The organism is Halobellus sp. Atlit-38R (assembly GCF_003665925.1).
Classification (GTDB): Archaea; Halobacteriota; Halobacteria; order Halobacteriales; family Haloferacaceae; genus Haloquadratum; species Haloquadratum inordinatus.
On record NZ_QXIJ01000004.1, the window covers coordinates 140,924 to 166,067 of the forward strand.

Annotated in this window: 28 protein-coding genes and 2 tRNA genes; 21 read left to right on the forward strand and 9 right to left on the reverse strand. The window is 65.5% G+C overall.

The genetic code is table 11. From position 1 onward, the window contains the following. Nucleotides 1–43: 43 nt before the first annotated feature. The 4 genes from D3D02_RS07355 (at nt 44) to D3D02_RS07370 (ending at nt 2,157) form a co-directional block, all read left to right on the forward strand. Nucleotides 44–679: a uracil-DNA glycosylase family protein gene (locus tag D3D02_RS07355; protein ID WP_394337718.1), complete on the forward strand. Its 636-nt coding sequence runs from the start codon at nt 44–46 to the stop codon at nt 677–679. Between the two features lie 88 nt (nt 680–767). Further along, nucleotides 768–1,535: a DUF2064 domain-containing protein gene (locus D3D02_RS07360; protein WP_121569333.1), complete on the forward strand. Its 768-nt coding sequence runs from the start codon at nt 768–770 to the stop codon at nt 1,533–1,535. Between the two features lie 93 nt (nt 1,536–1,628). Then, nucleotides 1,629–1,711, forward strand: a tRNA-Ser gene (locus tag D3D02_RS07365). 125 nt (nt 1,712–1,836) lie between these two features. Then, nucleotides 1,837–2,157: a DUF5785 family protein gene (locus tag D3D02_RS07370; protein WP_121569334.1), complete on the forward strand. Its 321-nt coding sequence runs from the start codon at nt 1,837–1,839 to the stop codon at nt 2,155–2,157. 105 nt (nt 2,158–2,262) lie between these two features. Here the strand turns inward: D3D02_RS07370 and D3D02_RS07375 are convergent, their stop codons facing one another. Genes D3D02_RS07375 through D3D02_RS07385 form a run of 4 tightly spaced genes read right to left on the reverse strand, consistent with a single transcriptional unit; the run spans nt 2,263 to nt 5,722 of the window. Then, nucleotides 2,263–4,518: an amino acid permease gene (locus tag D3D02_RS07375; RefSeq protein ID WP_121569335.1), complete on the reverse strand. Its 2,256-nt coding sequence runs from the start codon at nt 4,516–4,518 to the stop codon at nt 2,263–2,265. Nucleotides 4,519–4,570: 52 nt separating this feature from the next. Then, a complete protein-coding gene (locus D3D02_RS07380) occupies nt 4,571–5,134 on the reverse strand; it encodes a universal stress protein (RefSeq protein ID WP_121569336.1) in 564 nt (187 codons plus the stop codon). After that, nucleotides 5,131–5,265 carry a hypothetical protein gene (locus D3D02_RS21475; protein ID WP_255410147.1) on the reverse strand — a complete coding sequence of 45 codons (135 nt, stop codon included), beginning with the start codon at nt 5,263–5,265 and terminating at the stop codon, nt 5,131–5,133. The genes D3D02_RS07380 and D3D02_RS21475 overlap by 4 nt, the downstream gene beginning before the upstream one ends. Nucleotides 5,266–5,323: 58 nt before the next feature. Beyond that, complete coding sequence (locus D3D02_RS07385) at nt 5,324–5,722, reverse strand: hypothetical protein (protein ID WP_121569337.1); 399 nt, start codon at nt 5,720–5,722, stop codon at nt 5,324–5,326. Nucleotides 5,723–5,857: 135 nt separating this feature from the next. Here D3D02_RS07385 and D3D02_RS07390 point away from each other — a divergent pair, with 135 nt between their 5' ends. The 7 genes from D3D02_RS07390 (at nt 5,858) to D3D02_RS07415 (ending at nt 10,589) form a co-directional block, all read left to right on the forward strand. After that, a complete protein-coding gene (locus tag D3D02_RS07390) occupies nt 5,858–6,496 on the forward strand; it encodes an adenylate kinase (protein ID WP_121569338.1) in 639 nt (212 codons plus the stop codon). A 139-nt stretch (nt 6,497–6,635) separates the two neighbouring features. Continuing rightward, a complete protein-coding gene (locus D3D02_RS07395; RefSeq protein WP_121569339.1) occupies nt 6,636–7,559 on the forward strand; it encodes a DUF106 domain-containing protein in 924 nt (307 codons plus the stop codon). 78 nt (nt 7,560–7,637) lie between these two features. Further along, entirely contained in the window at nt 7,638–8,216 is a 579-nt protein-coding gene (gene cmk / locus D3D02_RS07400; RefSeq protein ID WP_121569340.1) for a (d)CMP kinase, read from the forward strand. A 15-nt stretch (nt 8,217–8,231) separates the two neighbouring features. Then, nucleotides 8,232–9,116, forward strand: a complete 885-nt coding sequence (locus tag D3D02_RS07405) for an RNA-guided pseudouridylation complex pseudouridine synthase subunit Cbf5 (protein ID WP_121569341.1) — start codon at nt 8,232–8,234, stop codon at nt 9,114–9,116. 120 nt (nt 9,117–9,236) lie between these two features. Further along, nucleotides 9,237–9,307: transfer RNA gene (locus D3D02_RS07410), tRNA-Pro, on the forward strand. Nucleotides 9,308–9,499: 192 nt separating this feature from the next. After that, nucleotides 9,500–9,649, forward strand: a complete 150-nt coding sequence (locus D3D02_RS20610) for a hypothetical protein (RefSeq protein ID WP_158599327.1) — start codon at nt 9,500–9,502, stop codon at nt 9,647–9,649. Between the two features lie 274 nt (nt 9,650–9,923). Then, on the forward strand, nt 9,924–10,589 hold the full coding sequence (locus D3D02_RS07415) for a helix-turn-helix domain-containing protein (RefSeq protein ID WP_121569342.1): 666 nt from the start codon (nt 9,924–9,926) through the stop codon (nt 10,587–10,589). Nucleotides 10,590–10,823: 234 nt separating this feature from the next. Here D3D02_RS07415 and D3D02_RS07420 read toward each other — a convergent pair whose 3' ends face one another. Continuing rightward, nucleotides 10,824–11,297, reverse strand: a complete 474-nt coding sequence (locus D3D02_RS07420) for a hypothetical protein (RefSeq protein WP_121569343.1) — start codon at nt 11,295–11,297, stop codon at nt 10,824–10,826. Nucleotides 11,298–11,568: 271 nt separating this feature from the next. Here D3D02_RS07420 and D3D02_RS07425 point away from each other — a divergent pair, with 271 nt between their 5' ends. Further along, entirely contained in the window at nt 11,569–12,060 is a 492-nt protein-coding gene (locus tag D3D02_RS07425; RefSeq protein ID WP_121569344.1) for a fasciclin domain-containing protein, read from the forward strand. A 139-nt stretch (nt 12,061–12,199) separates the two neighbouring features. Here D3D02_RS07425 and D3D02_RS07430 read toward each other — a convergent pair whose 3' ends face one another. Together D3D02_RS07430 and D3D02_RS07435 are read right to left on the reverse strand one after the other, a co-directional pair. Further along, nucleotides 12,200–13,609: an alkaline phosphatase family protein gene (locus D3D02_RS07430; RefSeq protein WP_121569345.1), complete on the reverse strand. Its 1,410-nt coding sequence runs from the start codon at nt 13,607–13,609 to the stop codon at nt 12,200–12,202. Continuing rightward, the gene (locus D3D02_RS07435) at nt 13,606–14,847 is read right to left on the reverse strand and encodes an inositol-3-phosphate synthase (protein ID WP_121569346.1); all 1,242 of its coding nucleotides are present in this window, start codon (nt 14,845–14,847) and stop codon (nt 13,606–13,608) included. Before D3D02_RS07435 ends, D3D02_RS07430 begins: the two co-directional genes overlap by 4 nt. 160 nt (nt 14,848–15,007) lie before the next feature. On the opposite strand from D3D02_RS07435, the gene D3D02_RS07440 reads away from it, so the two are divergent. From D3D02_RS07440 to D3D02_RS07465, 6 genes are all read left to right on the forward strand, one after another. Next, the gene (locus D3D02_RS07440) at nt 15,008–15,808 is read left to right on the forward strand and encodes a TatD family hydrolase (RefSeq protein ID WP_121569347.1); all 801 of its coding nucleotides are present in this window, start codon (nt 15,008–15,010) and stop codon (nt 15,806–15,808) included. 6 nt (nt 15,809–15,814) lie between these two features. After that, entirely contained in the window at nt 15,815–16,642 is an 828-nt protein-coding gene (locus tag D3D02_RS07445) for a sugar phosphate isomerase/epimerase (protein WP_121569348.1), read from the forward strand. Nucleotides 16,643–16,649: 7 nt separating this feature from the next. Further along, nucleotides 16,650–17,588: a UbiA family prenyltransferase gene (locus tag D3D02_RS07450; RefSeq protein WP_121569349.1), complete on the forward strand. Its 939-nt coding sequence runs from the start codon at nt 16,650–16,652 to the stop codon at nt 17,586–17,588. Between the two features lie 124 nt (nt 17,589–17,712). After that, nucleotides 17,713–18,561, forward strand: a complete 849-nt coding sequence (locus tag D3D02_RS07455; protein WP_121569350.1) for a sugar phosphate isomerase/epimerase — start codon at nt 17,713–17,715, stop codon at nt 18,559–18,561. Between the two features lie 193 nt (nt 18,562–18,754). Continuing rightward, complete coding sequence (locus tag D3D02_RS07460; RefSeq protein WP_121569351.1) at nt 18,755–19,069, forward strand: hypothetical protein; 315 nt, start codon at nt 18,755–18,757, stop codon at nt 19,067–19,069. Nucleotides 19,070–19,332: 263 nt separating this feature from the next. Beyond that, nucleotides 19,333–20,229 carry a sugar phosphate isomerase/epimerase gene (locus tag D3D02_RS07465; RefSeq protein ID WP_158599328.1) on the forward strand — a complete coding sequence of 299 codons (897 nt, stop codon included), beginning with the start codon at nt 19,333–19,335 and terminating at the stop codon, nt 20,227–20,229. 32 nt (nt 20,230–20,261) lie between these two features. On the opposite strand, the gene D3D02_RS07470 is transcribed toward D3D02_RS07465, so the two are convergent. Both D3D02_RS07470 and D3D02_RS07475 read right to left on the reverse strand, forming a co-directional pair. Beyond that, nucleotides 20,262–20,816 carry a hypothetical protein gene (locus D3D02_RS07470; RefSeq protein WP_121569353.1) on the reverse strand — a complete coding sequence of 185 codons (555 nt, stop codon included), beginning with the start codon at nt 20,814–20,816 and terminating at the stop codon, nt 20,262–20,264. A gap of 99 nt (nt 20,817–20,915) precedes the next feature. Further along, a complete protein-coding gene (locus D3D02_RS07475) occupies nt 20,916–22,859 on the reverse strand; it encodes a PAS domain S-box protein (RefSeq protein ID WP_121569354.1) in 1,944 nt (647 codons plus the stop codon). A 216-nt stretch (nt 22,860–23,075) separates the two neighbouring features. Here D3D02_RS07475 and D3D02_RS07480 point away from each other — a divergent pair, with 216 nt between their 5' ends. From D3D02_RS07480 to D3D02_RS07490, 3 genes are all read left to right on the forward strand, one after another. After that, on the forward strand, nt 23,076–24,323 hold the full coding sequence (locus tag D3D02_RS07480; RefSeq protein ID WP_121569355.1) for a hypothetical protein: 1,248 nt from the start codon (nt 23,076–23,078) through the stop codon (nt 24,321–24,323). A gap of 124 nt (nt 24,324–24,447) precedes the next feature. Further along, entirely contained in the window at nt 24,448–24,789 is a 342-nt protein-coding gene (locus D3D02_RS07485; RefSeq protein WP_121569356.1) for a winged helix-turn-helix domain-containing protein, read from the forward strand. After that, nucleotides 24,789–25,112: a hypothetical protein gene (locus tag D3D02_RS07490; protein ID WP_121569357.1), complete on the forward strand. Its 324-nt coding sequence runs from the start codon at nt 24,789–24,791 to the stop codon at nt 25,110–25,112. Before D3D02_RS07485 ends, D3D02_RS07490 begins: the two co-directional genes overlap by 1 nt. Nucleotides 25,113–25,144 lie beyond the last annotated feature (32 nt).

The window sequence follows — 25,144 nt, forward strand, 5'->3', positions numbered from 1 at the left end:
CCCGGATGCGACATCTTTTGACTGCGGGGGACCGACACCCGGTGTGGACGCCGAACAGGACTCGCTCGAGAACCCGTTCAGTATGGACGCCGACTGCCGGAACTGCGCCGGCCTCTGTGACGCCCGGACCAACGTCGTGCACGGCTACGGCGACGTCGGCGGGGAGTTCCTCTTCGTCGCCGAACGGCCGCACGCCGGCGCCGACCGGACCGGCGTGCCCTTCACGGGCGATACGCCCGGTGAGCGCCTCCAGTCGATTCTGGGCGAACTGGGCTTCGCGCGCTCGGCCCCCGACGCCGACGAGCCGGACCTCCAGAACGTCTTCGTAACGTACCTCACGCGCTGTCGACACCCCGAGCGCCCGCCGACCGACGAGGAGGTCCGGACGTGTGAGCCGTACCTCAACGCCGAAATCCGGATGATCAACCCCGAGATCATCGTCCCGATCGGCCAACGGACGCTCGACGCGCTCGCGACCGACTACACGACGAACAGTCCCGGCGACGTCGACGTCGAGGACGCGCACGCGACGACGATCCGCGGGCGCGGCTTCGAACTCGTCCCGATGCTCCCACTCGAATCCCAGACCGACGCCCAGACCGAGGCGTTCGTCGAGCACCTCCTCGACAACGTCTTCTCGCGGGACTATCGGCAGACGAAGGGCCGTCGCGGACGCTGAGTCGCTGACGCAAGCGCAGGGTGAGCGGCCGTGCCGAGTCGGATGCGGGAACGTCGGGTTGAAGAGCGCCGACCGCCGAGAGGAAGGTATGACCGTCGTCGCCGTCTTGGCCGATCCGCCACGCCCGGGACTCGCACTACCGCGGCTCGCAGCGACGAGCCCACTCTCGGAGTCGGAGGCCGCAGCGCTCTCGGAGGCGATGCTCCGCGATACGCTCCGTGCTGTCGAGCGCTCCGGGGGCGAACTGCTCGTGAACTACCGTCCGGACGACCACCTCCCGGACGCCTCCGTCGATCCCGACGAGTCGGCCGAGGACGCGCTGCGTGCGATCGCAACGGACGTTCTCGACGATCCCGAGGAGGCGCGCTTCGAGGTGCAGGTCGGCTCGAATTTCTCCGCGCGTGCGGGGAACACGATCACACACCTCCTCCGCGAGGAGGGTGTCCAGTCGGCCGCCGTCGTCCGCGGTGACGCACCGTTCTTACTCCGCTCGACGGTGGATTCGGCGGCGATGAAGCTCCGCACCAACGAGGTCGTCCTCGGGCCGTCGACCGACGGACGCGTCTACTTCGCGGGCTTCAAAGCCCCGATCGACTTCGAGGGCGCGTTCACCGCGCCGGAACTGGAGACGCTCGTCGCCAGCGCGAACGACGCCGACCGCGGCGTCGGATTTATGCAGATGCAGCCGACGGTCCGGACCGGCTCGGACCTCGCCACGCTGGTCTCGTCGATCCGCGCACGCTGGCAGGCCGAGCGCGTCGTCCCCGAGCACACCGCGGAGTTCGTCGTCGACGCGGGACTCTCGGTCGTCGCGGACGACGCGGCGGACGGTGACCTGACGCTCGTACGGGAGTAGGCCGGGCCGGCGCCTTACCTTGATCTCTCGCGTCCGCGGGCCGTCGGCCGCGACCGACAACTCTTAGACGCGCCGTCAGAAACGACCACCTGCGGTGGGATGGCAGAGCGGCCTATTGCGCCTGCCTTGAAAGCAGGTGGCGTTATGCCTCCTGGGTTCGAATCCCAGTCCCACCGCATATCCTCCCGCACACGACCCCACACGAACACCGCGAGCCGTGCGTCCGCCGTGACCGCGTCGCCGTCGCACCCCGCGCCGACAGATGCGTAACGGCTTTGCCGTGGCCTCCCAACACGCGGGTATGGACTGGCCACACGACCCCGACGGCGAGCAGGGATCTGAGGGACGACGCAAGTACGGCCACGCGGTGATCGCGAAGAAGGTCGACGAGGACGAGGATTTCCCGCTGTCCCGCGAGGAGTTCGTCGCGGAGTACGGCGACGACCCCGTTCGACTCGACTACGAGCGCGTCGTCTCCGTCGCTGACATCTTCGAGCACGTCGACCAAGCGGAGTTCGACGACCTCGTCTCGTTCCACAAGGCCGTCGGTCGCGCGATGCGCGAGAACGGCTACTGGTTCTACGAGGGCGCAGAGAAGTTCGTCGGCTCGAACGAAGCCTGATCGCTGACCGCTGTCGATCGTTTTTCATACTGTCGGACGGACGTTCGTGAATCATATTGACACCCCGCGGGTGGCATATGATTCGTGAACGGCTATCCGACAGTATCAGGACCCGCCGCCGAAGAGCCGCTGCCACAGCGACCGATCCCGTGCCCGCTCGGCGAGCAGCACCGAGCACTCGACCTCTTCGATGACGTCGAGGACGAGCGTGCCACGGACGAGTCGCGAGAGGAGACCGCGCTCCGTCGCGCCGACGACGAGCATCGACGCGTTGGCGGCGTGGCGTTCGATCGCTTCCTCGACGTCGCCGGTCTCGACGATCAGCGTCGCGTCGGCGAGGTTGTTTTCGTCGGCCCACGCTTCGAGGAACGCCTCGCCTTCGGCTTTGTCGTCCGCGACGTGGAGGAGCGACACCTCGGATCCGTACTCCTGCTGTAGCGCGTTCGCGATGCCCGCCGAGAGCTCCGAGTCCGGGCCGCCAGCGGTCGGAAGCAGGATCTCCGAGGGATCGAAGCCGCGGTCCTTCATCACGAGGAAGTCACACGGGAGCGACGACGCGAGTTCGTCGATGGCGCTCTCGGCGCGACCCGGCGCGCCGTGGGAGTCCGGCCCCCAGCCCATCACCGTCAGGTCAGCGTCGTAGGTCTTCGCGGCGTCGAAGATACCCTCGAAGCTCTGGTGGGAGAGCACGGTGTGGGTCTCGACAGGGACGTCGAACGTTTCTGCGTCCTCGCGTGCTTGATCGAGGAGTTGGTGCGACGCCGAGAAGTCCCACTTCTCTCGCGCGGATTCGAGTGCGGTCTGGTCCGGCACCTGCTCGATGTGGACGGCGACGACCGTCCCATCCCGCTGTTTCGCGAGCGCGCTCGCGAGGGTGATGAGGTCCGTCTCGTGCTCGGGGTTCGCGAGCGGGACCAGAACGCGGTAGTTGCCGCCGTCGGGTTGGACCGACGTGGCGGCCGAGACGGCCGCATCCGGCATCGACTCCGAGCGCTGGAGGACGTACTCGCCGAGGATACCCTGCTTCGTCGTTTTTCCGCGAGCGTACACGAGGTACCAGACGATAGCTGCGGCGGCGATGACGAAGGACAGCAGTCTGGCGTCGGACTCGACGTACGCCAGTAGCGCGAAGGAGAACACGGTCCCCAGAATCGGTAAGATGGGGAACAGCGGGACCGTGAAGTCGGGCTGGTAGTCTTCGGGATCCACGTAGCGCATCGCGACCAGCGCGACGTTCAACAGCCCGTAAATGATGAGGTGCAGTCCGGACGCGGCCCCGGAGAGCAGATTGATGTCGCCCAGGAGGATGAACACGAGGATGAGTCCGCCCGTGATCCCGATCGATCGGTACGGCGTCCCGAAGCGGGGGTGGATCTCGTTCAGCGCGGGCGTGACGATGCGGTCGCGACCCATCGCGAAGTTGATCCGCGAGGACGCGAGGATCGAGGCGTTCGCGCTGGAGGCTGTCGCGAGGAGGCCGCCGAACAGGAGCGCCCCACCCATCAGGGCGCCCTGGATCTGTCGGCCGACTTCGACGACGGCGATCGGCTGTGTCTCCCCCGGCGCGAGATCAGTGACGAGATCCGCGATGAACCCCTGGGGGACGGCGGCGCTCATCACGACGAGGACCAGCGCGTAGATCGCCGTGACGAGCACGACGCTTCCGATGACCGCCCGCGGGAGGTTCCGCCCGGGATCTTTGATCTCCTCGGCGACGCTCGTGATCTGGACGAACCCGAGGTACGACACGAAGATGAACCCCGTCGTGCCGAGCGTCTCACCGACGGTACTGGGCGCGGGGAGATTTGCGGGATCGGCCCGGAACGTCCCCAGTAACGTGAACACGGCGAGAATGGCGACCAGGAGGACGACGATGACGTTCTGTAACCGTCCCGTCTCTTTCGCGCCCACGTAGTTGATGAAGACGAAGAACGCGCCGCCGACGAGCGCGGCGATCGTCACGACGTTGAGCCCGATCGGACCGATCCCGATCGTCCCGCTGACGCCGAAGATCCGGGAGATGTAGCGCCCGAATCCGACCATATAGAACGCGCTGGCGAAGGCGAGTCCGAGCCAGTTCGCCCAGCCGGCGACCGACCCGAGTAGCGGCCCGAGCGCGTGGTTGACGTAGTAGTACGCGCCACCGGAACGGGGCATCGCCGTGCCGAGTTCGCTGGCCGACAGCGCCGTGAACATCGCGATCACGCCGCCGAGAATGAAGGCCACGGACGCAAACGAGCCGGCTCGCAGGATCGCGTCGCCGGGCAGCACGAAGATACCGGCCCCGATCATCGTCCCGACGCCGATCGTCAGCGCGGCGAGGGGGCCGAGGTCTTTGGCGAGTTCCTCCTCTTGACTCACGCTGCGTCACCTCCGTGTGACGGTACGGTGAGGCGAGAGGAGTACGAGTGACTCACGCTGCGTCACCTCCGTCGGAGTCGGACGATTCGTCGGACGTTTCTGCGTCGTCCTCGGCGGACGCGTCTGCGTCGTCGTCAGGCGTCCCTGCGTCGTCGTCATCACCAGGCGTCTCGGCGTCGTCGACGCCTTCCGGGAAGACGACCACTGGCACGTCGCTTTCGGTGGTGAGCGTCTCACGGACGTCGCCGCTGAAGAGGTTCCACCACGCTCGCCCGCCGCGGTGGGCGAAGACGATCGCGGTCGCGTCGGTCTCGCGTGCGGCGTCGAGGATCGTCTCCGCGACGTCAGTGCCGTAGCGGAGTTCGGTCTCGACATCGACGCCGGCGTCGGCCGCCGCCTCGCGAACGTCCGCGAAGAGTTCCTCGGCCAACTCCTCGCGCTGTTCGAGTGGAGCTTTATCGGGAGCACCGCCGGCTTTCTCGATCACGTGAACGACCGTAGCCCGTCCGTCGACGGCCGCGAGGTACGGAAAGACCGCCGCGGCCGTTCGCGCCGCGTCGGCGTCGTTCGAGACGGGGACAAGGGGCCGGGCGAACAGCGGATCGACCTCACTCATCGGCTGGGTGTGTCGACCGCTCGTCGTCCGCCGCGTTCGTTGCGTCCGTCGACGGCCAGCGGGGTGCGAACTGATGGCTGAACGAGACGCGTCGCCGACCGAGAGGAGGTGTCGTTCCGGAGTGCAGTCATACGGGATTCGTATGGCGCCATCGGGTATAGTGGTTCCCACTTCGGGTCGCACAACTGTTCAAATCGCGGTCACCCACGCGCGGTAGCCCTCGGCACGGTCGTACACGTCCACGAACACCCGATCGGCGAACGCCGCCAGCCGATTGGCGTCCGAGCGCGCGGTGATTCGAACGTTCGTCCCCTCGGCTTCTTCTGGGGACTCCAACTGCTCGATTCGGAACTCGGGAAAATCGTCGACGAGGTCGTTCAGCCGCTCCAACTCTGCGTCGTCGACGTCGAGATTGAACGTGCTCTCGGCGAACTGGACCCACGGAGCCGGGGAGTCCTCCCCGTCGACGTCGGCGTCGTGGTCGGCTTCGAGGGTCAGGAAGGCGCTCGCCCGCTCGCGGTGGGCGGCGATGGCGTCGGCGAACAGTTTGCGTCGCTCCGTCGGGTCGTCGGCGTCGAATCTGCTCATACGGATTCCTCTCGGGCGGTCCTGAAAAGACTGCTCGAAGCATTGATGTCGGACGTTAACATACATCTCGGTATTGTACACGGTCGACAGACGCGTTTCTTCAACGTTATACGGGCGGACGCAGACTGGTGCGATATGGGCAAGCACATCCTGCTTCTGGGCCCGCCGGGCGCCGGAAAGGGAACGCAGTCGAAACGTCTCGCCGCCGAGTTCGACCTCGAACACGTGACGACCGGCGACGCGCTCCGTTCCAACAAGCAGATGGACATCAGCGATATGGACACGGAGTACGACACGCCGGGCGCGTATATGGACGCCGGCGAACTCGTCCCCGACGAGGTCGTCAACGCCATCGTCGAGGAAGCGCTCACGAGCGCTGACGGCTACGTCCTCGACGGCTACCCGCGGAACCTCGAACAGGCCGAGGTCCTCTCGGGGATGACCGACCTCGACGCCGTCGTCTACCTCTCGGTCGACACCGAGGAACTGGTCGACCGGCTGACCGGTCGCCGCGTCTGCCCGGAGTGCGGCGCGAGCTACCACGTCGAGTTCGAACCGCCGGAGGAATCGGGCGTCTGCGACGAGTGTGGCGCCGAGCTCGAACAGCGCGACGACGACACCGAGGAGACGGTCCGCGAGCGCCTCCGCGTCTACGAGGAGAACACGGCCCCCGTCGTCGAGCACTACCGCGACGAGGGCGTCCTCGTCGAAGTCGACGGCGAGGGCACGCCGGACGAGGTCTTCGACTCGATCGTCGGCGTCGTCGACGAGTAACGACCGCCAGAAGCGAGCGGCCGCCACGGCGGTTCCAGTTATTTCTTGGCGATCAGGCGTGGGCTGACCCGCCGAGTGACGCGTGCTGACACGCAGAGAGTAAAAGCTTCATAACCGATGGGGGGTTATCTGCGGGTAGATGCCACGAATCGAATCGAAGGTTCGCACCCTCGTCTCCAAGGACGACGGGATGCGCGAGGCCGTCGAGACGGTCCTCGATCAGGCCGACGACGGCGAGGTCCGGTGGCTCGACGTGAAGGGCGACCTCACGTCCGGCCAGTGGGGCCGCCTCATCGAGAAGGAGATCCTCGTCGAAGGCGAGGAGGGGTTCCGACTGGCCGACGTCGAAGCGACTCGGGAGGGTCTGGAACCCGCTTCGAGCACGGCCACCAGCGGGTCCCCCAGTAGCGCGTCGACGTCGGACTCCGACGACGAGTCGTCGTGGTCGACCTACGACAAGGGTGCGGCCGTCGTCACGCTCGGGCTCTTCGTCGGCTACTCCTGGAAGCCCCTCCGGGACGTCATCGGCACGACGATGGACGTCGCGCTCGGACCGCTCGGAGAGATGCTTCCCTTCTACGCCGTCGTGATGATCCTCGCGCTGGCGACGGGGCTGTACTCGACGCTGCTGCAGGCGAATCTGATGGATATGGACAAGATGTCCGCCTACCAAGAGCGGATGAAAGACATCCAGGAACGCCGGAAGGAAGCGAAGGAAGCCGGCGACGACGCCGCCCTCGACGCAATCCAGGAAGAGCAGATGGACGCGATGGGCGATCAGCTCGGGATGTTCAAAGAGCAGTTCCGGCCGATGGTGTGGATTATGTTCCTCACGATCCCAGTGTTCCTCTGGATGTACTGGGCGATCGGCGTGGGCCAGAACGCGACCGCGCACGTCCCGCTCGACCCGCTGGTGCTCCCGCTCCGCGGACAGGTCGCGTGGACCGAGTCCGTGATCGGTCCGATCCAGGCGTGGATTGTCTGGTACTTCCTCTGCTCGATGGGCTTCACCCAGATCATCCGCAAGAGCCTGAACATCGACATCTCGCCGACGACCTCCTGAGCGGACACGACACGTCTGCCTTCGCACGGCGTCGGCCGTAAAGACAACCTCTTTTACCCGCCTTCCCCCAGCAAGAGTATGTTGTTGACCGTCTCTGGCCCCCCGGGGGCCGGCAAGAGTACTACCGTCACGGCTCTCGCGGAGGCGTTCGACCTCGAGCACGTGAGCGGCGGCGACATCTTCCGCGAACTCGCAGCCGAGCGCGGGATGACCGCCGTGGAGTTCAATCGGCTCGCCGAGGACGACGATCAGATCGACCGCGACCTCGACCGCCGGCTGCGAACCGTCGCACTCGAACGCGACGACGTCCTGCTGGAATCGCGGCTCGCCGGCTGGCTCGCGGGCGACGCCGCCGACCTCCGGCTGTGGCTCGACGCGCCGATCGAAGTCCGGGCCGCACGGATCGCCGAGCGCGAAGCCAAGTCCGCAGAGACTGCACTCGCAGAGACCCGCGAACGCGAGGAAAGCGAGGCGCTCCGGTACCAGGAGTACTACAGCATCGACATCTCCGATCTCTCCATCTACGACGTCGCGCTGAACACGGCCCGCTGGAGCGAGGAGGACGTCCCCGACATCCTGACGGCGGCAGTCGAGGCGTACGATCCGGCCGCAGACGAAGGAAAGTACCCCGTCGAGGGCGTCAGCTACGACTTCTAATCCGACCCGTCGACAATGACATCACTCCGCGGACCCCCTGACGAACGCTCCGTCGACGAACTGCTGTCGTTTGGCGTCGTAAATCTCGACAAGCCACCCGGCCCGTCGGCGCATCAGGTGTCCGCGTGGGCCCGCGACCTGACGGGCGTCGACCGCGCCGCACACGCCGGGACGCTCGACCCGAAGGTGACGGGCTGTCTCCCCATCCTGCTCGGCGACGCGACGCGGCTGGCACAGGTGTTTCTAGAAGGCGCCAAAGAGTACGTCGCAGTCTTGGAACTCCACGGCCCGGCACCCGCGGATCTCCACGCCGTACTCGCAGAGTTCGAGGGCGAGATCTATCAGAAGCCCCCGCGCAAGAGCGCCGTCGCGCGTCGCCTCCGCTCTCGGGAGATCTACGACCTCGAACTGCTCGAAGTGAAAGACAGGCAAGCCCTGATCCGGATCCGTTGTGAGAGTGGGACGTACGTTCGAAAGCTCTGTCACGACCTCGGGCTGGCGGCGGGGACCGGCGCGCATATGGGTCATCTCCGGCGGACTGGAACCGACCCCTTCGACGACAGCGATCTCGTTTCGACGGCCGACCTGACGGACGGGCTCGTCTTCGCAGAGGAAGGAGACGAGGAACCGCTCCGCGACGTCGTCAGCCCGGCCGAACGAGCGCTGACGCACCTCCCGCGACTCACCGTTGCGTTCTCGGCCGCCGAACAGATCGCCGAGGGCGCACCGGTCTATGCCCCCGGAATCGTCGACGTCGACGACGCCACAGCGGCTGCGACCAACGGGTCGCTCGTGGCGTGCGTCACCCCCGACGACGCAGCGGTGTGTCTCGGACGACTCGTCGGCGATCCCGACGCGGAGGCGGGCGAGGTCGTCTCGCTCGAACGGGTACTCGTTTAAGAACCCGGAGCAGCTGTCGGGTCTTCGATAGCGCGCGACCGTCACGTGTGAGCGACTGTCTTCCGGCGCGAGGAAACGAAGGACTTAACGGTGATAGCAGTCTCTGAACGAATGCACCCTGGGACCGTGGGGTAGTGGTATCCTCTGCCGATGGGGTCGGTAGGACCTGAGTTCGACTCTCAGCGGTCCCATAGTTGTTTTCTATGACGCAATCTGCTGCCCGTCGAGTTTACCGGTTATCCTAGCGTGCGTCATCCCTTCGTATGCCCACAGCAGCCGATTCGTCGGCCACCTGTCAGGACACAAATCTTCTGCCCCCGATATAAATCGGTTATACCGTTAAGCTACAGAACAATGCGGTTACGGGCCTCCTATTCAGGTGTATGACGCAGAGAACCCCTACCGACGAACGAGGCAGCGAGACCGAACCGAACTTCTATCTCCCCGCCGGGTCCCCCTCGACGTCCGTCGCCGGCCGGATCGAGCGCATCTGGGCGAAGCTGTTCAGCCACGGCGTCGAAACGCCGGCGTAGCTGCGAACGAATGCGGTGAGACACCCGGTCCAGTAGATTGGGTCGAGTTCTGAACGGAACTCGTATTCTGACTACCGTGTACGAGGCGTAAGCACTCGAGACAGTATGTATCGTATCAGCCCGTCTTAACTAACCGACTCACTTAACACACCACAGGCCCACCGATACGACCCGATAACAAACATTGCAGGGCACGTCTTCGTCACGCGTCTCAAAGCGGGCAATTCGTTGATTGCGGAACCCCCACATACGACAACTACGCACCTACAGAACAATGACCGACATTAAAGCGGTCGTCAGAGTCCAGCACCCAGACATAGTGCTCACAGAGACAGTCAACCACGACCGAAGCGCGAAAGTCAAATCAGTGTCTGAGGCGGGCACTGACCCCACATCGGGAAAGTTCTTCTATCGTATCGAGTCCTCGGACTTCTCGCGATTTGAGGAAGGATTGCGGAGAGATAACACCGTCGGCGAATTCGAGCGCGTCATCGAAACCAGAGACAGTGAAGCCATCTATAGCTTCGAGTACACGGACGAAGCGAAAATCCTCTCGTCAGTTATTTCGACCGCGAATGGTGTCACACTCGAAATGGAGAACGAGGGACGGGCCTGGATATTCACGATATGGGTGCCCGAACGAACGAACCTGACCCATCTCTGGAACTATGCACAACAGCACGACATCGATATCGACTTACTGCGCGTGAACGAATACGACAGTTTGGGTACCAAGGACGCGGGGTTGACCGATAGCCAACGGGAAGCACTGCTCGTTGCATTGGAAACAGGGTATTTCGAGGAACCACGGAACGCAACTCTCAGCGAGGTCGCCGCTGATCTGGACATCTCACAACCCGCCGCCAGCGGTCTTCTTCGCCGTGGAACCAAGCGACTCGTCGTATCGTCTCTGGTGGATGACAGTGACGAATCAGATTGATCAACGTCTCATAGGGATTATCGTAACTGTTCGGAGATTCTCGCCGTACCGTCCGGCGAGAAATCTATGAGAACTTACGATAATCCCTATCAAAACGCACTGCCCACCTACCGTCTCTGACAGCAGGCTCGGTGGTCAATCTGTAGACTCGTTCTGACAGGCGATTCAGCAGCGCTCAGCGGCCCCCGGGAGATGCGTCTCTAACTCCGCTTTCGAATCGTTCAGCATCGCTTTTCAGAGGGCGATCGCCGCTGCGCCGACCACAGGTGCAAGGACGATCAGATACACTGCCGCTTCGATGCTCCACGCGCGCCGGATCGCGGACAGCCGCTGGCGGGATAGGCCTCGAGACCGCGGGAGAACCACTAGCGCGAAGAAACCGATCATCAACGGATAGCAGACGGCAGCGGCGACGACGACCGCCACCACGCCTCCACCGAAGATTCCGGCCGCAGCGAGATACAGCCAGACGAAAAGCGGGCCCGTGAGCGTTCCGGCAATGTAGTGTACGGCCGACGCGAGCCGGTCCGGTGCACGGTCGGGGTGTGAGTCCGTTAGGACCCCGCTGGCGATCTCCGGTGGCGTCTTGCCCTCGTCCAAGCGTGCCATAACGACGTCCATCGCAAGTGTGGCGACACCGCCGGCGGCAATGCCGATCAGGAATAGCAGCGGGACCGAGAGTGGGGTGGACAGTTGCAAGATACTCATAGCGGCCGGTAGGCTCGGATCGCCCTATCAGTTCTGGCCATAGGAATCGTGTAGCGAGGAGACTGAACCTACGCCGTGAGGTACCGCACGTCGACGGAGTTCTTCCTCGACGGGTGTCCTCACGTATCGAACTCGGAGTTGACTATGACACACTCGGTATGGGCTATGCAAATGCCAGACGTAGGTGGTAGGGAGATAATGCTTATCTCTTCAGGTGTCTTCCTATATCCCCGCCGTGAGGTACGATACCAATCGAAGGACGGCGGTGAAAATGATCGGCGGCGCGAGTGCAGTGCTACTCGGCGGCGTCGGGACCGCCAGTGCACGCCGCGGCCTACGCCAAGGGGCGAGCGCGGAGAAGAACATCGTGAAAACGGCGATCGAACTCAATACCAGTGGCCCATACGCCGGGCAGTTCGACACCCTGATTGCGGCGGTCGTCGAGGCCGGCCTCGACGACGCACTCAGCGGGCGCCGCCAGCTATCGGTATTTGCGCCTGTCGACGACGCATTCGAGACGGTGTTAGGGATCGGTCCTGGCGATGTCGGCGACGTCGACGACGAGGAGCTCGTACGCGTGCTCACGTATCACGTCACGCCTGGGCGTCGGTATGCCAACTCAGTTGTCAACGCCCCGAGAATCCCTACGCTGAACGGTGCCCGAATCGACGTCGAAGCCGAACTGCTCGAAAACATCGTCGCCACCGACATCGAGGCATCGAACGGCGTCATTCACGCAATCGACACCGTGTTGCTTCCGTAGGAACACACCGGTCTTTCAGCGTCGGTGCTGACGAGGTGATGCCTGGGCCCCGGGAAACCGCGATCCGGGCCACATTCCCCCCACAGAAAGTGCAGGACGGGGCGCTTCGACATCCTCCCGGGCTTCCGCTCGCTACGCGTCAGTCCGAAGTCGACCGCACGCCAGACAGCAGCGAGGCCGCCTCGAAGTCCATCTCCAGCCGGTCTTCGACCCCGAGAAGCGTCGCGATCGTCGGCGCCACGGCCCGCGCGTCGACCGGTCCGTCGGGTGACAACGCCTCCGGAGCGGCAGGGCCGCCGAGCCCGTACACTCCTCGCGTCCCCTCGTCGACGCGGCCGTGTGAGCCACCGATCTGTGTCGGGTCGAGCGAGGCCAGCCCAGCATCGCCGACGAAGAGCTCGCAGGGGTCGAAGCCGGGCTTGGCGTGGATGTCCATATCCGTGGCGTACGACGGAGCCACCTCGTGAGTGTCCCACCAGTAGTACTGGAACCAGGCGTCCGGTTCGGCGACTAACACGAGGTCGCCCGCGTTCGGGTGGTCGATACCGCGCGCCGCCAGCCGGTCGTCGTCTAACACCGCCGCCACGCCGTCGAGCGCTTCGAGCGTCTCGCGGGCGTCGACGATTGCGTCAGCGTCGGCGTACACGTGCGCGACTTGGTGGTCGACCATCGCGAAGGCTGCCGAGCGTGAGAGATCGACCTCCTCGCCGCCGTGGCCGTCGTCGGTCACCGAAAGCAGTCCCGCTTGCCGAAGCGCGCGGTTGGGGAATACCGGCGTATCGACCGAGTGGAACCCGTACTCGCTGACGACGTTCACGACCGTCTCCTGCCAGCGCTCGTCCGCACGGAGGAACGACAGAAACGACCCGAGGAGTTCGTCGACAGTTTCGAGCGCCGCGTCGGTCTCGGGCGCGTCGGGGCCGTGCCGTTGCGCGTCGTAGTCGAGGTGCGGGACGTACACCCAGAGTAGGTCGGGGTCGAACCGTTCGATCGCCTCGCGCGCGGCGGTCAGGATCCACTCGCTGCTTCGCTCGTTCGCGGCCGGCCCCCAGTAGTTGTGGAGCGGGAAGTGGCCGTACTCGGCCTCCAGATCGTCGTACAACCCGTCGGGATTGGTCCAGCAGTTCATCTCGAGTATGTTGTTGTCCTCGTCTTCGATCGGCGACGGCGTTACCGACACGTCGGCGTTCGTCCCGACGAGGTGCTGGAAGAACAGCGCGCCGGTGGTGAGACCGGCGTCGGCGGCGGCTTCCCAAATCCGAGTGCGGTCACCTCGGTCGCGTTCCCAGAAGGCCACCGCGTCCGCGTCGCGGTCGTACTCGCCGTTCGCCACGTCGCCGTGGGCCGCCGGCGAGCGTCCGGTCGCGAGCGTCGTCTGGGCCGGGACCGTGACTGCGGGAAACGGAGGCTGGAGGTCGGCCGTGTGCTCCTCGTCGAGCAACCCGGTCAGATTCGGCGCGTGGCCACCACCGAGGTGGTCGGACTGGAGTCCGACGACGTCGAGGACGACGACGCGCCGGTCCGCGGCCGGCCCGTCGGAGACGGTCATTCGACAGCCGCCTCCATCGAGTGGCGGTCGACGTACGCATCGAGCAGCGCGAACTGTCGCGAGAGGTCGTGTTCGTCGACGCCGAGTGGGGCCTTGAAGAACGACGCGAGATGTCGCTGGAGGCCGCCCTCGCCGCGCTCGTCGGCGTGGGCGAGCAAGCGAACGAGGTCGAGCACGAGCGGGGCGGCAAGTGCCGAGTCTGAGCCTTCCCAGGTGAACTGCATCTTCATTTCGGTGTTCAGGAAGCCCTCGAAGTGGACGTAGTCCCAGGCGGTCTTCCAGTCCCCCAGCGACGGTGTGTAGTCGATTCGGACCCGGTTGTGCTCGATATCGGGGAGGATGGAGTCGAGCACGCCGCCCTTGCTCGCCAGTTTGCCGGCCTTGTTGGCCTCGTCTTCGAGGACCTGACCGTCGTCGTTGCCGAGAACGTTGTGGCCCTCCCAGGACCGCACGTGGAGGTTTCGCCCGCCGAACATCGGTGCGAGTGCCGACTTCACGAGGGTCTCGCCCGTCTTGGCGTCCCGCCCTGTGTGCGGAACGTTTCGATCGTCGGCGAGTTCCCGGAGGCCGCCGAGCGCCGAGCCAGTGCTCGGCGTGAAGTTGACGTAGGGGTGTCCGTCGACGATCGCGGCGTACGCGTAGAGTGCGCTCGCGGGGAGGTCGCGGTCGTTTTCGGAAATCGCCCGCTCGAACGCAGCGAGCGTGTCGTAGCGGTTCGGATCCTCCAGCGGCGGTTCGGTCGAGGCGACGTTCACCACCACCACACGATCGAGGTCGTGCGCCCGGCGGAACGCCCGGTAGTCGTCTCGGATGCGGTCGACGACGTCGCCCACCGGGAGCCGGTCGTCAAGCGAGCCCCGGTCGGCGAGGTCGTCGACGGCCGCCCCGCAGTTCAGCGCCGTGCCCGTCTCGATTCGTCGGTCGATGTGGCGGAGGTCCTCAGCCACCGCGTCGACGGTCTCCGGAGCCGGAACGCCGTTCTCCGAGAGGTTTCGCGCCGACTCCAAGAGGCTCTGCTCTCGGATGTCGTGGCCGCCGAAGACGAACTCTTCGACGTCGGGGAGCGCCAGCCGCGAGTACGGCTTCCGGGCCGTCACTAGGCCAGTCGTGTCCGTTTCGCCGCGGGCCAGTGCGCGCGCGCCTGCTATCGCGGTGGTCGCGACGTTTCCGCGCGCGCCGATCAGCCAAACACCTGTGCTTGTCATTGGCGTAGGTACTCCGTGTCGAACTAGCGACATTGTTATGACACGCCTGAACGGGGCGAGTACCGCTGGAGATGTGGTACTCGGTCGAACGGGTCTAAGTGGACTTAACAGGCCTTTTACCCGCGCTTTTTAGCTTTTGAAGCCGGTAGTAGGTGACTCATAACGAAGTGAGAACTACCTGATAGCTGAACCGATGCGCGTTATCGATCCCCACATGCATATGGTATCACGGTCAAGCGAAGATTACCGCCGCGCCCGGCGGGCGGGAATCGAGTGCTGCGTCGAACCGGCATTCTGGAGCGGGACGGACAAACGTCACGCGGGCTCGTTCTTCGACTACTTCGAGCACATCACCGACTTCGAGACCGAGCGCGCCGAGCGCGCCGCCGGGATGGACCACTACGTCACCATCGGGCTCGAACCAAAGGAGGCGAACTACCCCGAGATGGCCGAGGAGGTGATGGAACGGCTCCCCGAGTTCCTCGACCGCGAGAACGTGGTCGGCGTCGGCGAGATCGGGCTCGATCAGGGGACCGACGCCGAGGAGTACGCGTTCCGCAAGCAGCTCCGGATGGCCGAGGAGCGCGAACTCCCCGTCATCGTCCACACGCCCCACGAGAACAAGCCGGAGGGGACCGAGCGGCTCGTCGAGATGATCCGAGACGAAGACGTCACCGAGGAACGGATCATCATCGACCACAACACCGAGCACACGATCGACACCAGTCTGCAGACCGACTGCTGGATCGGATTCACCCTCTATCCGGGCAAAATTGCGGACGAGACGGCCATCGACCTGCTCGAGGAGTACGGCACCGATAGGATGATACTCAACAGCGCGGCCGACTGGGACCCCTCGGACCCGCTGGCGGTGCCGAAGGCCCGCGACAAGATGCTCGACCGCGGCTGGGATCGCGAGGCGGTCCGCACGGTCGTCTTCGAGAACCCCTACGAGTTCTTCGACCAGTCGCCCAACTTCGATTACGAGCCCTGAGAGCCGATGCAATTTGCATTCTCAGCCAACGCGTTCCAGGCGTACGATCCGCTCGAAACCGTCGAGATACTGGCCGACATCGGGTACGACGGGGTGGAACTCCTGCTCGGCGCGTCGCATCTCCACCCCGCAGAGACGGACCGAGCGGACGTCGCCGCGGTCGAGAACGTGCTCGACGATACGGGCCTCGAGATAAGCAACTGTAACGCGTTTATGATGACTGCGGAGGGCTTTCAACACCCTTCCTACGTCGAGACCGACCCCCAGTACCGCCAGCAGCGCATCGACTACACGCACGAGTCGCTTCGTCTGGCGGACGCCATCGGAGCCGACTCGATTTCGATCCAGCCGGGCGGCCCCGTCCCTGCAGACCGGTCCTCCGAGTGGGCGATGGAGACGTTCAAAGAGAGTATGCGGTCGATCGTGCAGATCGCCGAACCCCTCGACGTCGACGTGCTGATCGAACCCGAGCCGGACCTGCTGATCGAGACGACCGACCAGTATCTCGACATCGCAGACCGTGTCGACTCGGAAGCGGTCGGCTGCAACTTCGATGCGGGCCATCTCTTTTGCGTCGGCGAGGATCCCGCCGAGGCCGTCGGCCGGGTCGTCGATCAGACGCCCCACTACCACGTCGAGGACATTCCGGCCGACCGCACGCACGAGCACACCCAACTGGGCGACGGCGCGATGGACATCGACGGCTTCCTCGAGGCTGTCGAGGAGACGGGCTACGACGGATTCGTCACCGTCGAGCTATACCCGTATCAGGAGACCGCGGCTGAGACGGCGCGCGAGGCGTACGAGTATCTCGACGAGCACGGGTGGATCTGATCGGACGATGGCTCACTCTCGACGCGGCACACACCGGGTGCGACGCACCGTGGCCGCGTACGCCGAGTTGGTTCGCGTCCCGAACCTCTTCACTGCGCCGCCGGACGTGATAGCCGGGGCCGCGCTTGCCGTCGCCGCCGGCGGGACGGCCACGGTCCCGGCCGTCGCCGGCGTGGCCGCCGCTTCGGTACTGCTGTACGCCGCTGGGACGACCCTCAACGACTTTTTCGACGCCCCCGTCGACGCGGAGGAACGTCCGGAGCGACCGATCCCTGCCGGTCGGGTGCTGCGGCCGGCGGCCGGTGTTTTCGGAGCCGCATTGCTGCTCTGTGCGGTGCTCCTCGCGGTCGCTGCAGCCGGGACTGCGGCCGGAATCGGGGCACTCGCAGTCGCAGCGGCGGTGGTCGCGTACGACGGCGCGCTGAAGGGCGGACCGGCGGGCTTCCTGGCGATGGGCGCGGCGCGCGGACTGAACGTCCTGTTCGGGACGACGGCAACAGACGCGTCGGTCGCGTCACTGCCGCTGTGGGCGCTTGGTATTCCAGTCGTGCTCGCCGCGTACGTCGCGGGCGTGACGCTGGTGGCCGCAACGGAGACGACCGGGGCGTCGCGGCGGTCGGTAGTGGTCGCTGGCGGCGCCGCCGGCGTCGCCGGGACGGTCGCAGTGACGCTCCTCGCGACCGTCGGTCTCGCCACCCGCGCGCTCGCTGCCGGCGTCGGCGTCCTACTCGCGACGGGGTTTCTCGTCGTGACGGGGCGAGCGCTCGCACGGGCCTACCGTGACCCGTCGCCGGAGACGGTCGGCCCGGTCATCGGGACGTGCGTGCTCGCGATCGTGCCGCTCGATGCAGCCGTCGCGGCCGTCGCGGGCGCCGGATGGGCGCTGGTCGCGATCGCGTTCGTCGGTCCCGCAGTCGGACTGTCGCAACTGTTCGCCGTCTCCTAACGAGGATGATGACACGTATGCACCAGAGACACAGGATTCACCGACCCGGATTCGACGCGACGACGGCGCACCGACGACGAACCGTCGCTGCCGGCCGCCCCGGCAGGCGCAGAGGGGGGCAGTGATGGTCGAGTTGGCCTTCTCGACGAACGCCTACTCCGAATACGGACTTCCGGAAGCGGTTCGGCGCATCGCCGACCACGGCTACGGTGGCGTCGAGATCCTCGGCGACGAGCCTCACGCCTACTTCCCGACGTTCGACGGTCGCGAGGAGCGCGCGCTGTGCGACGCCCTTGCGGAGACAGGCCTGTCGGTGGCGAACGTCAACGCGAACACGGCGATGGGCTACTACGACGACGCGCCGCCCTCGGCGTTCTTCGAGCCGAGCGTCATCACCGACGACGAAGCGGCCCGCCGGTGGCGCATCGAGTACACGCACCGCGCAATCGACCTCGCGGAGGCCGTGGGGTCGCCCGCGGTCTGTCTCGCGACCGGCCGGCCGCTCGCAGGCAACCCGCCGGAGCGCGCGCGCGAGACGCTCCGCGCGTCGCTCTACGAGATCCTCGACTACGCGGAGCCGCGGGGCGTCGACGTCGGCATCGAGTTCGAACCGGAACTACTCGTTGAGTGCACCGACGAGGTGCTCGCCCTGATAGACGACGTCGACCGCGAATCGCTGGGCGTCAACCTCGACGTCGGACACGCGGCCGTGTACGGTGAGGACCTCACAGAGACCATACACCGGAGCGCGGGCCACATCACCGGCGTGCACGTAGAGGACATCGTCGGCGGCCGCCGGGGCAAGCACTACCACCGGATCCCGGGCGAGGGCGACCTCGACTTCCGTGCCGTCTTCGACGCGCTGGACGACGTCGGCTACGACGGGTTCGTCACCGCCGAACTGTACACGTACTCGGACGAGCCCGATCGGGCCGCCGAACGTGCGTACGAGGAACTGGCGCAATACTGCTGAGGTGCAGGACTACTGAGATCACTCACGCTTCCTGTCGGGCCTGCGGCGGAGCGACACGTGGCCACTGGACACAACGGTCGGCACTTCCGAGACAGCTCTGGAGTGCTGCAATACGTCACGGACGTCCGGCAGACAGCATCAACACTCGGAGATCGACCGACACCACCTTCCTGCTACGCCACAGACTACCGCTGTGTCAGAGACGTTTCACGGCGACGTACTGCGTGTCATTCCACCAGACGAACTCGCCGAGCACGATCTCGAACCGGCCTTAGCGGAACTGGCTGCATCGCGTGGCGTCCTGGTCTGTCGCCGCGGTGGCCATCCCTCGCTGTTGGAACTCGTATGGGCGTTCGTGAGGCGGGACCCAATCGAGGCGGTCACTGTCGTTGCGGACGTCGAAGACGAGGACATCAGCGAGGGCGACGAGATAACCGCACAGATCACAGAGACGGAACTGTTCGGCGTCTACGAGGTAACCGGCACTATGGACGTCGACCGGGCTTGATACTGTTCGGGAAATGGTGAGGGCCTGATGATCGCAGCGAACGGCAGCGCGGATGGCTGCGTGCTCGTTGTCAGGATCGATCGCGGGGTCCAGAGACCGAACCGAGTCTGTTCCGATAGCTAACGTCACTCTCCCCGACTCCCCTGCCGGTAGAACGCGGCATAACCCGCGGCTATTGGCCGATTAGTGTGGAAATATGCGTTCTATAACAATACACGCGCCAGCGAACTACAGAGACTGTGACCGACATACCTCGACCAGCGTTGCAACTCTACAGCGTACGGGACCTCGACGATTCGCTCCCGGACATCGTTCGCCGGGCCGCGGCGGCCGGCTACGAGGGCGTCGAATTCGCCCATCGCTTCCGGGAGGAACCGCCGGAGGCGGTCGCGGCCGCCCTCAGCGAGACCGAGACCGTCCCCGTCGGCGTCCACGCCGAACTCCCGCTCGTCGAAGCGGCCCTCGAAGGCGACAACGACCTCCTCGATCGCTGCTCGACGATCGGCTGTGACCGACTGATCGTGCCGCACATCTCGTTCGCCCACCTCAGAACGCGGACCGCGGTCCACTCGCTCGCCCAGCGACTCCACGACGCCTCGGTGGAGTTAGACGACCACGGCATCGATCTGGGCATACACAACGTCCGACACTACCTCTGGCCGCTGCTGCCGGACGTCGTGGAGACGATTGCGGCTGCAGCACCGCTGCCTCCCGGCGTCGAGAACGCCGCGACGATGGCGGCCAGTCGTGCACTCCGCGCGGGTCGCCAGCCGAAAGCCACCAACACCGGCCTCTGGAATCTGATCACACAGACGGAGGCTGCGGACCTCTTCTTCGAGGTCGAAGTCGGCGAGATCCGTGCCGCCGGGTTCGATCCCGTCTCCGCGTTCCAGATGTTCGGTGACCGACTCGAACTACTACATCTGCGAGACGTCGCACCCACCGGACGATTCGGAGCCTTCGAAGACGCGCCCCACGGCGAGGGCGTCCTCGATATGGAACGGATCTTCGCCGCTGCTCGCGACACGGGCGTCGAGTGGATCGTCTACGAGAACGAACTCGACGTCGACGCCGACTCGAAGATCGATCACGGGGCCGCGTTCCTGCGCACACACCTCGGCCAGAGCCACGATCCCGTTCGCGTCGCCGACGCCGAGTAGGGGACGATCACGCGGTCACACAGCGGGCGGGGTCACGCCGCGAGCCACTGTCGGATCGCGCCCACGAGCAATCGATCGAGCGCCCGGGTCGCGGTTCCGAACGCGACGAAGAAGACGACCGTCTCCAGGAACTCACGAATCACGAAGCCACCGGGATCGGCCGTCGAAACGACCCGGACGAGGGAGGGAATAGTCGTCATCGCGGTATCGAAGGTCCAGGCGGCGACGACCCCGCCGACGAGCAGCGCTGCGAGATAGAGCTCCGTTTGCGGTTCCGAGAGCGTGCCGCGCTGTGCCGTCTCGTGACGGACTGCGTCCGCTGTCCCGACGCCGAGCGCCGCCAACTGTCGCCGCGCCTGATCGAGCACCGTAACCACCAGCACGAACCAGAGCGCGGCTGCGAGCCCGAATCCGACCATCGACGGTGCGACGGACAAGATATCTGCGAGGACTGCAGTGACGCTCGGAGTGACGCGGTCGACGACGACGTAGAACAGCGCGTAGCCGAGGACGGCGTCGATAGGGCCGTACGCCGGCACGGACGGGCTACTGTCCGCTTCGGCCGGGCGGTCGGCGTCGGGGGCCATACGTACACAGACGTATCGGTGCAGTATCAAAACCGCCCCCGACGCCACTCTGGTAGCGTCCCCGGTTCGGTCTGCTGTTCGCTGTCGTGACCGCCCCGTCTACCGGAAGAGCACGGTCGGCCGGCGGGCGACCGACGCCACCGATTCGTCCGCGTCGATGCCGGGCAGTCGAATCGTCGCCGTCGTGCCACCGTCGTCGTCGGCGCCGATCCGGAACGACCCGCCGTAGCGCGTGACGATCCAGTTGACGAGCCACAGCCCCAGCCCCGAGCCGTGTTGCAGTGCGGTTTCGTTACCAGAGGCGATGACCCCCGCTTCCATCTCGTCGATCCCGGGGCCGTCGTCCCTGACCGTGAGTTCGATCCAGTCGCCGTCGTCGACGACGTCGATCGCCACCCGCGGAGTGGGCGACGGGTCGTGCTTGATGGCGTTCTCGACGAGTTCCGAGACGGCCCGCCGTAGCTCCGGGCCGGCACAGATGTCTGTACTCGTTCGGATCGTTCGTTCGATCGTCGCCCCGGCGAAGGCGTCTCGGTGACCTTCGAGGACCGCCGCGACGAGCGCGTCGGGGGCGAGCCGCTGGGGGTCACGGTCGCCGCGTGCGTACTGTTCCAGTTCGCGAGCGCGATCGGACAACTCGACCAGTTCCTGTGCGATGTGCCGGATTCGGTCTGCGGCGTCGGTCCCGGTCTCTATGGAACGCTGTCGCTCGCCGTTCCATCCCAGGATCGCGTTCAGGTCGTTGCGCAGATTGTGCCGGAGCACCCGATTGAGGAGTTGGATCAGTTCCTCGGTTCGCTTGCGCTCTGTGACGTCGTTCTGGAACCCGAGATAGTGCGAGAGCGTCCCCCCGTCGTCTTCGACGGGCGCGAGGCGGACCTGATTCCAGAAGGGGGTCCCGTCCTTCCGGTAGTTGATGAGTTCCACCGTCACCGGATCGCCCGCGTCGATCGCCGACCGGAGGCGACTCACCGCGTCCGGGTCCGTCGCCTCGCCCTGGAGAAACCGACAGTTTTGGCCGGTCGCCTCCGCGGCCGAATAGCCCGTCACGCGCTCGAACCCGCGGTTCACGTAGACGAGCGGGTTGTCCGGCTTGCGCACGTCCGCGATCGAGATACCGACCTGCGCCTCCTCCATCGCTCGGTTTTTGACGCGTAGTTCCTGCTCGCGCTCTTTCCGATCCGTGACGTCCCGACCGACGCCCTGGATCCCGACGACCTCGCCTCCGCGCGTCACCGGCGTCGCGTTGACCTCGATGACGACGACAGTCCCCGACTGGTCGAGGAAGTCCAGTTCCATCCGCGCGACACCCTGTTCGTCGAGGACGTCTACGTAGCCCGCCATCGCCTCCTCGGCCGACGATTCCGTCATGAAAGCGACGAATGGTTCGCCGACCAACTCGTCGGGGTCGTAGCCCAAGATCCGCTCGACGGCCGCGGACACGTAGGTGAATCTGGCGTCGAGATCGAGCCGAAACAGGATGTCGAAGCTCGTTTCGGCGATCCCCTCGAACCGACGTTTCTCGCGTCGCAACCGTTCGTTTTGCTTCTCGATTTCGCGCTCGTAGGCGTCCCGTTCCAGTTCGCTACTGACGAGTTTCGCCAAGAGCTCCTGAAAGACCTCCTCGGCTTCCGAGAACGGGTCCTCGCGCTCGTCGTCGTCGGCAAAACAGACCGTGCCGTAGATCTCGTCGTTCACGACGACTTTGGCGCCGATGTACGTGCCCAACCCGAACGTCTGGATCGCTTGCTCGTCGATAGAGGACGCGGCCGCGTCGTGCGTCGCAAACGGGCTCTCGAGTTCGATCGTTCGCTTACAGTAGGCGTCCCGAAGCGGGCACTGTTCGCCCGACTGGATGAGCGGGTGATCGCCTGTCGCCTGGACGATCTCTTGCATCCCCTGGTCTATTCGAGTGAGAAATCCGATAGGAAGGCCGAGGTAATCGGATCCGATTTCGAGCGCGCGCGTGATCTTCTCTTCTGTCTCCCGATTCGGATCGGCGAACACGTCGTAGAGCCGCTCGCGATACGAATCGGAATCCATACTGTTTCACCGTGAGCGCGGTGGTTAGAAAAGCATGACGGCTAGCCGCAGAGAGAATCGAGATTCCCGCCTCCTTTCGGTGCGGCCGGTGTCCAGTCGGGAAGTGCGATCCCGTGGCTGAGTGCAAAGTTGTACAAAAATCCATCGACGGCCTGCGCCCCTCCGCGGTCGATGTCGGGTTTATACGGACGAGCCGACCGTCGGACGGACTGCAGTATGTCCCCCGACTCTCGGCCCTCCACCGATCGAACGCGACGGCAGTTGCTCTCCGGCGGCGGCGCGGCACTCGCGGTGTCGCTCTCGACACTGACGGCTGGCTGTCTGTCCAGTCTCCCGCCGCTCGGCGGCGACCAGCGCTACGGCCGCGTCGGCGTCCCGCCAGCAGGCGACCCCGGATACCGAAAGTGGTTGCCGGCGCCGTCGAGCGTCGACTCCTCGGCCGATCCGTACCACTTCGCTGCGCTTGGATCGACCGCGCTCCGCCCGGAGGCCCCCGAAAAGTTCGTTTCATACCAGGCCCACGCCCGAGCGGCGCTGGATTACTTTGGCATCGGCTTCGAGAACTACGATCGGCTCGTCGCCTCGAATTTCGGAACTGTCGTCGAGGCATCCTACGACCGCGCCGCGGTCACACGAACCGTCGCCGACACCCGCTACGAACGCGACGGCGACTACCGCGGATACGCGACGTTCGTCCGGTCTGACGTCCCCCGCCGGGTCGCGATCGGCGACGACGCCATCGTGTGGACGAGCGCGTACCAGCACGACGCCCCGAACCTGGAAGCGCTCGTCGATGCCGGCGCGGGCGAGCGACAGCGGTATCACGAAGCCAACGCCGCCTTCGATCGACTTACGGCAGCCGCGGGCAGCAACCCCTATCTGGGCGTCAACACGGGTGTTCGCGATCCGACAGACCGCCCGGTGCTGCTCGCCGACGCGATTCGGTTCGACGACGACACCGCCTATCAGGTCGTCCACTATCACTACGCCGACGGCCGGGCGCCGACGAGCGCGGCGCTCGAAGCAGCGCTGCGCGAGGACGACTACCGGTTCGTCGACGGCGCCGACGAGTTCGACGTCCGGGTCGACGGCCGCGTCGCGACCGTCGAGACGCAGGTCCCGCTTCGCTCCGGCCGCGAACTCGCCCCCGAGTACGACCTCCCGCAGGTGACGTGGGGGGCGACCTACGATCCCGAGGCCGACGCGGTGACGTTCCGACACGAGGCCGGCGAATCGGTTCCCGCCGACAGGCTCTATTACGACCTCGACCGCCCGTCTGCGCCCGGGAAGATCGAAACGCGCGACCTCTGGACCGGCACCCGGGAGGTCGCGGCCGGTGCAGAGACGACCGTCGATCTGAGCGACGATCCGGAGGCCACTGGTGTGAGCCTCGTCTATTCGACCGGCGGCGTCGGGTTCCACGTGCTCTTCGGCCGCGACGTTCGGGGTGGGACCGATGGCTAGCGTCGCTGTCGGGCCGCCGAGCGCCGGTTCGTCGCGTTCCGCAGCCGACCGACTACCAACCGCAGAGACGATCCAGTATGAGACCCAGAATCTATGCCGGAGTCGGATGATACGTGAGGGTGAGATGGCCGACGTGGACCTCGCAACCGTCGTCGCGCTGCTCGACGACGAGCACGTGCGGTCGATCCTCGTCGCGACGAGCGAGACGCCGCGTTCGGCCACCGAACTCGCAGCGCGCTGTGAACTCTCGACCTCGTCGATCTATCGGCGACTCGACCGCCTGACAGAGGCCGACCTCGTCGGCGAGCGGACCCGACCGCGATCGGACGGCCACCACGAGACGGTCTACGCCTCTCGGCTCGACCGTTTCGAGGTCACGATCCGCGACGGCGAGTTGTCGTGGGAGATCGAACGCGAGAGCGACGACGTCGCCGACCAACTGACGCGGCTGTGGGGGAAGCTCTGATGTCTGTCGCCGGACTCGGCTCCCCGATCGGCCTGCTGGCGGGTGCTGCCGCGACACTCTCGGCTGTCCTCGGCCTCTACATCGGCTATCAGGCGTATCGCGGCCTCCGCCGGAACGACGAGCGATCGATGCACTGGCTCTCGGTCGGGATGATTCTCCTCTTCGGGCTGACGTACACGCTCGCGGTCGCCGGCCAAGGGCTGATCGCGTTCCGCGTCCTCCCGATCCGCTTTCAGAACGTGATCCGCCTGCTCGTCCGGACGACCCAGGTCGTCGGACTGGTATGTATCGCCTACTCGCTTCAGATCGCGACCGGGCGCTGACCACCTCCCGCGCTTCGACAGGATCTGTTCTG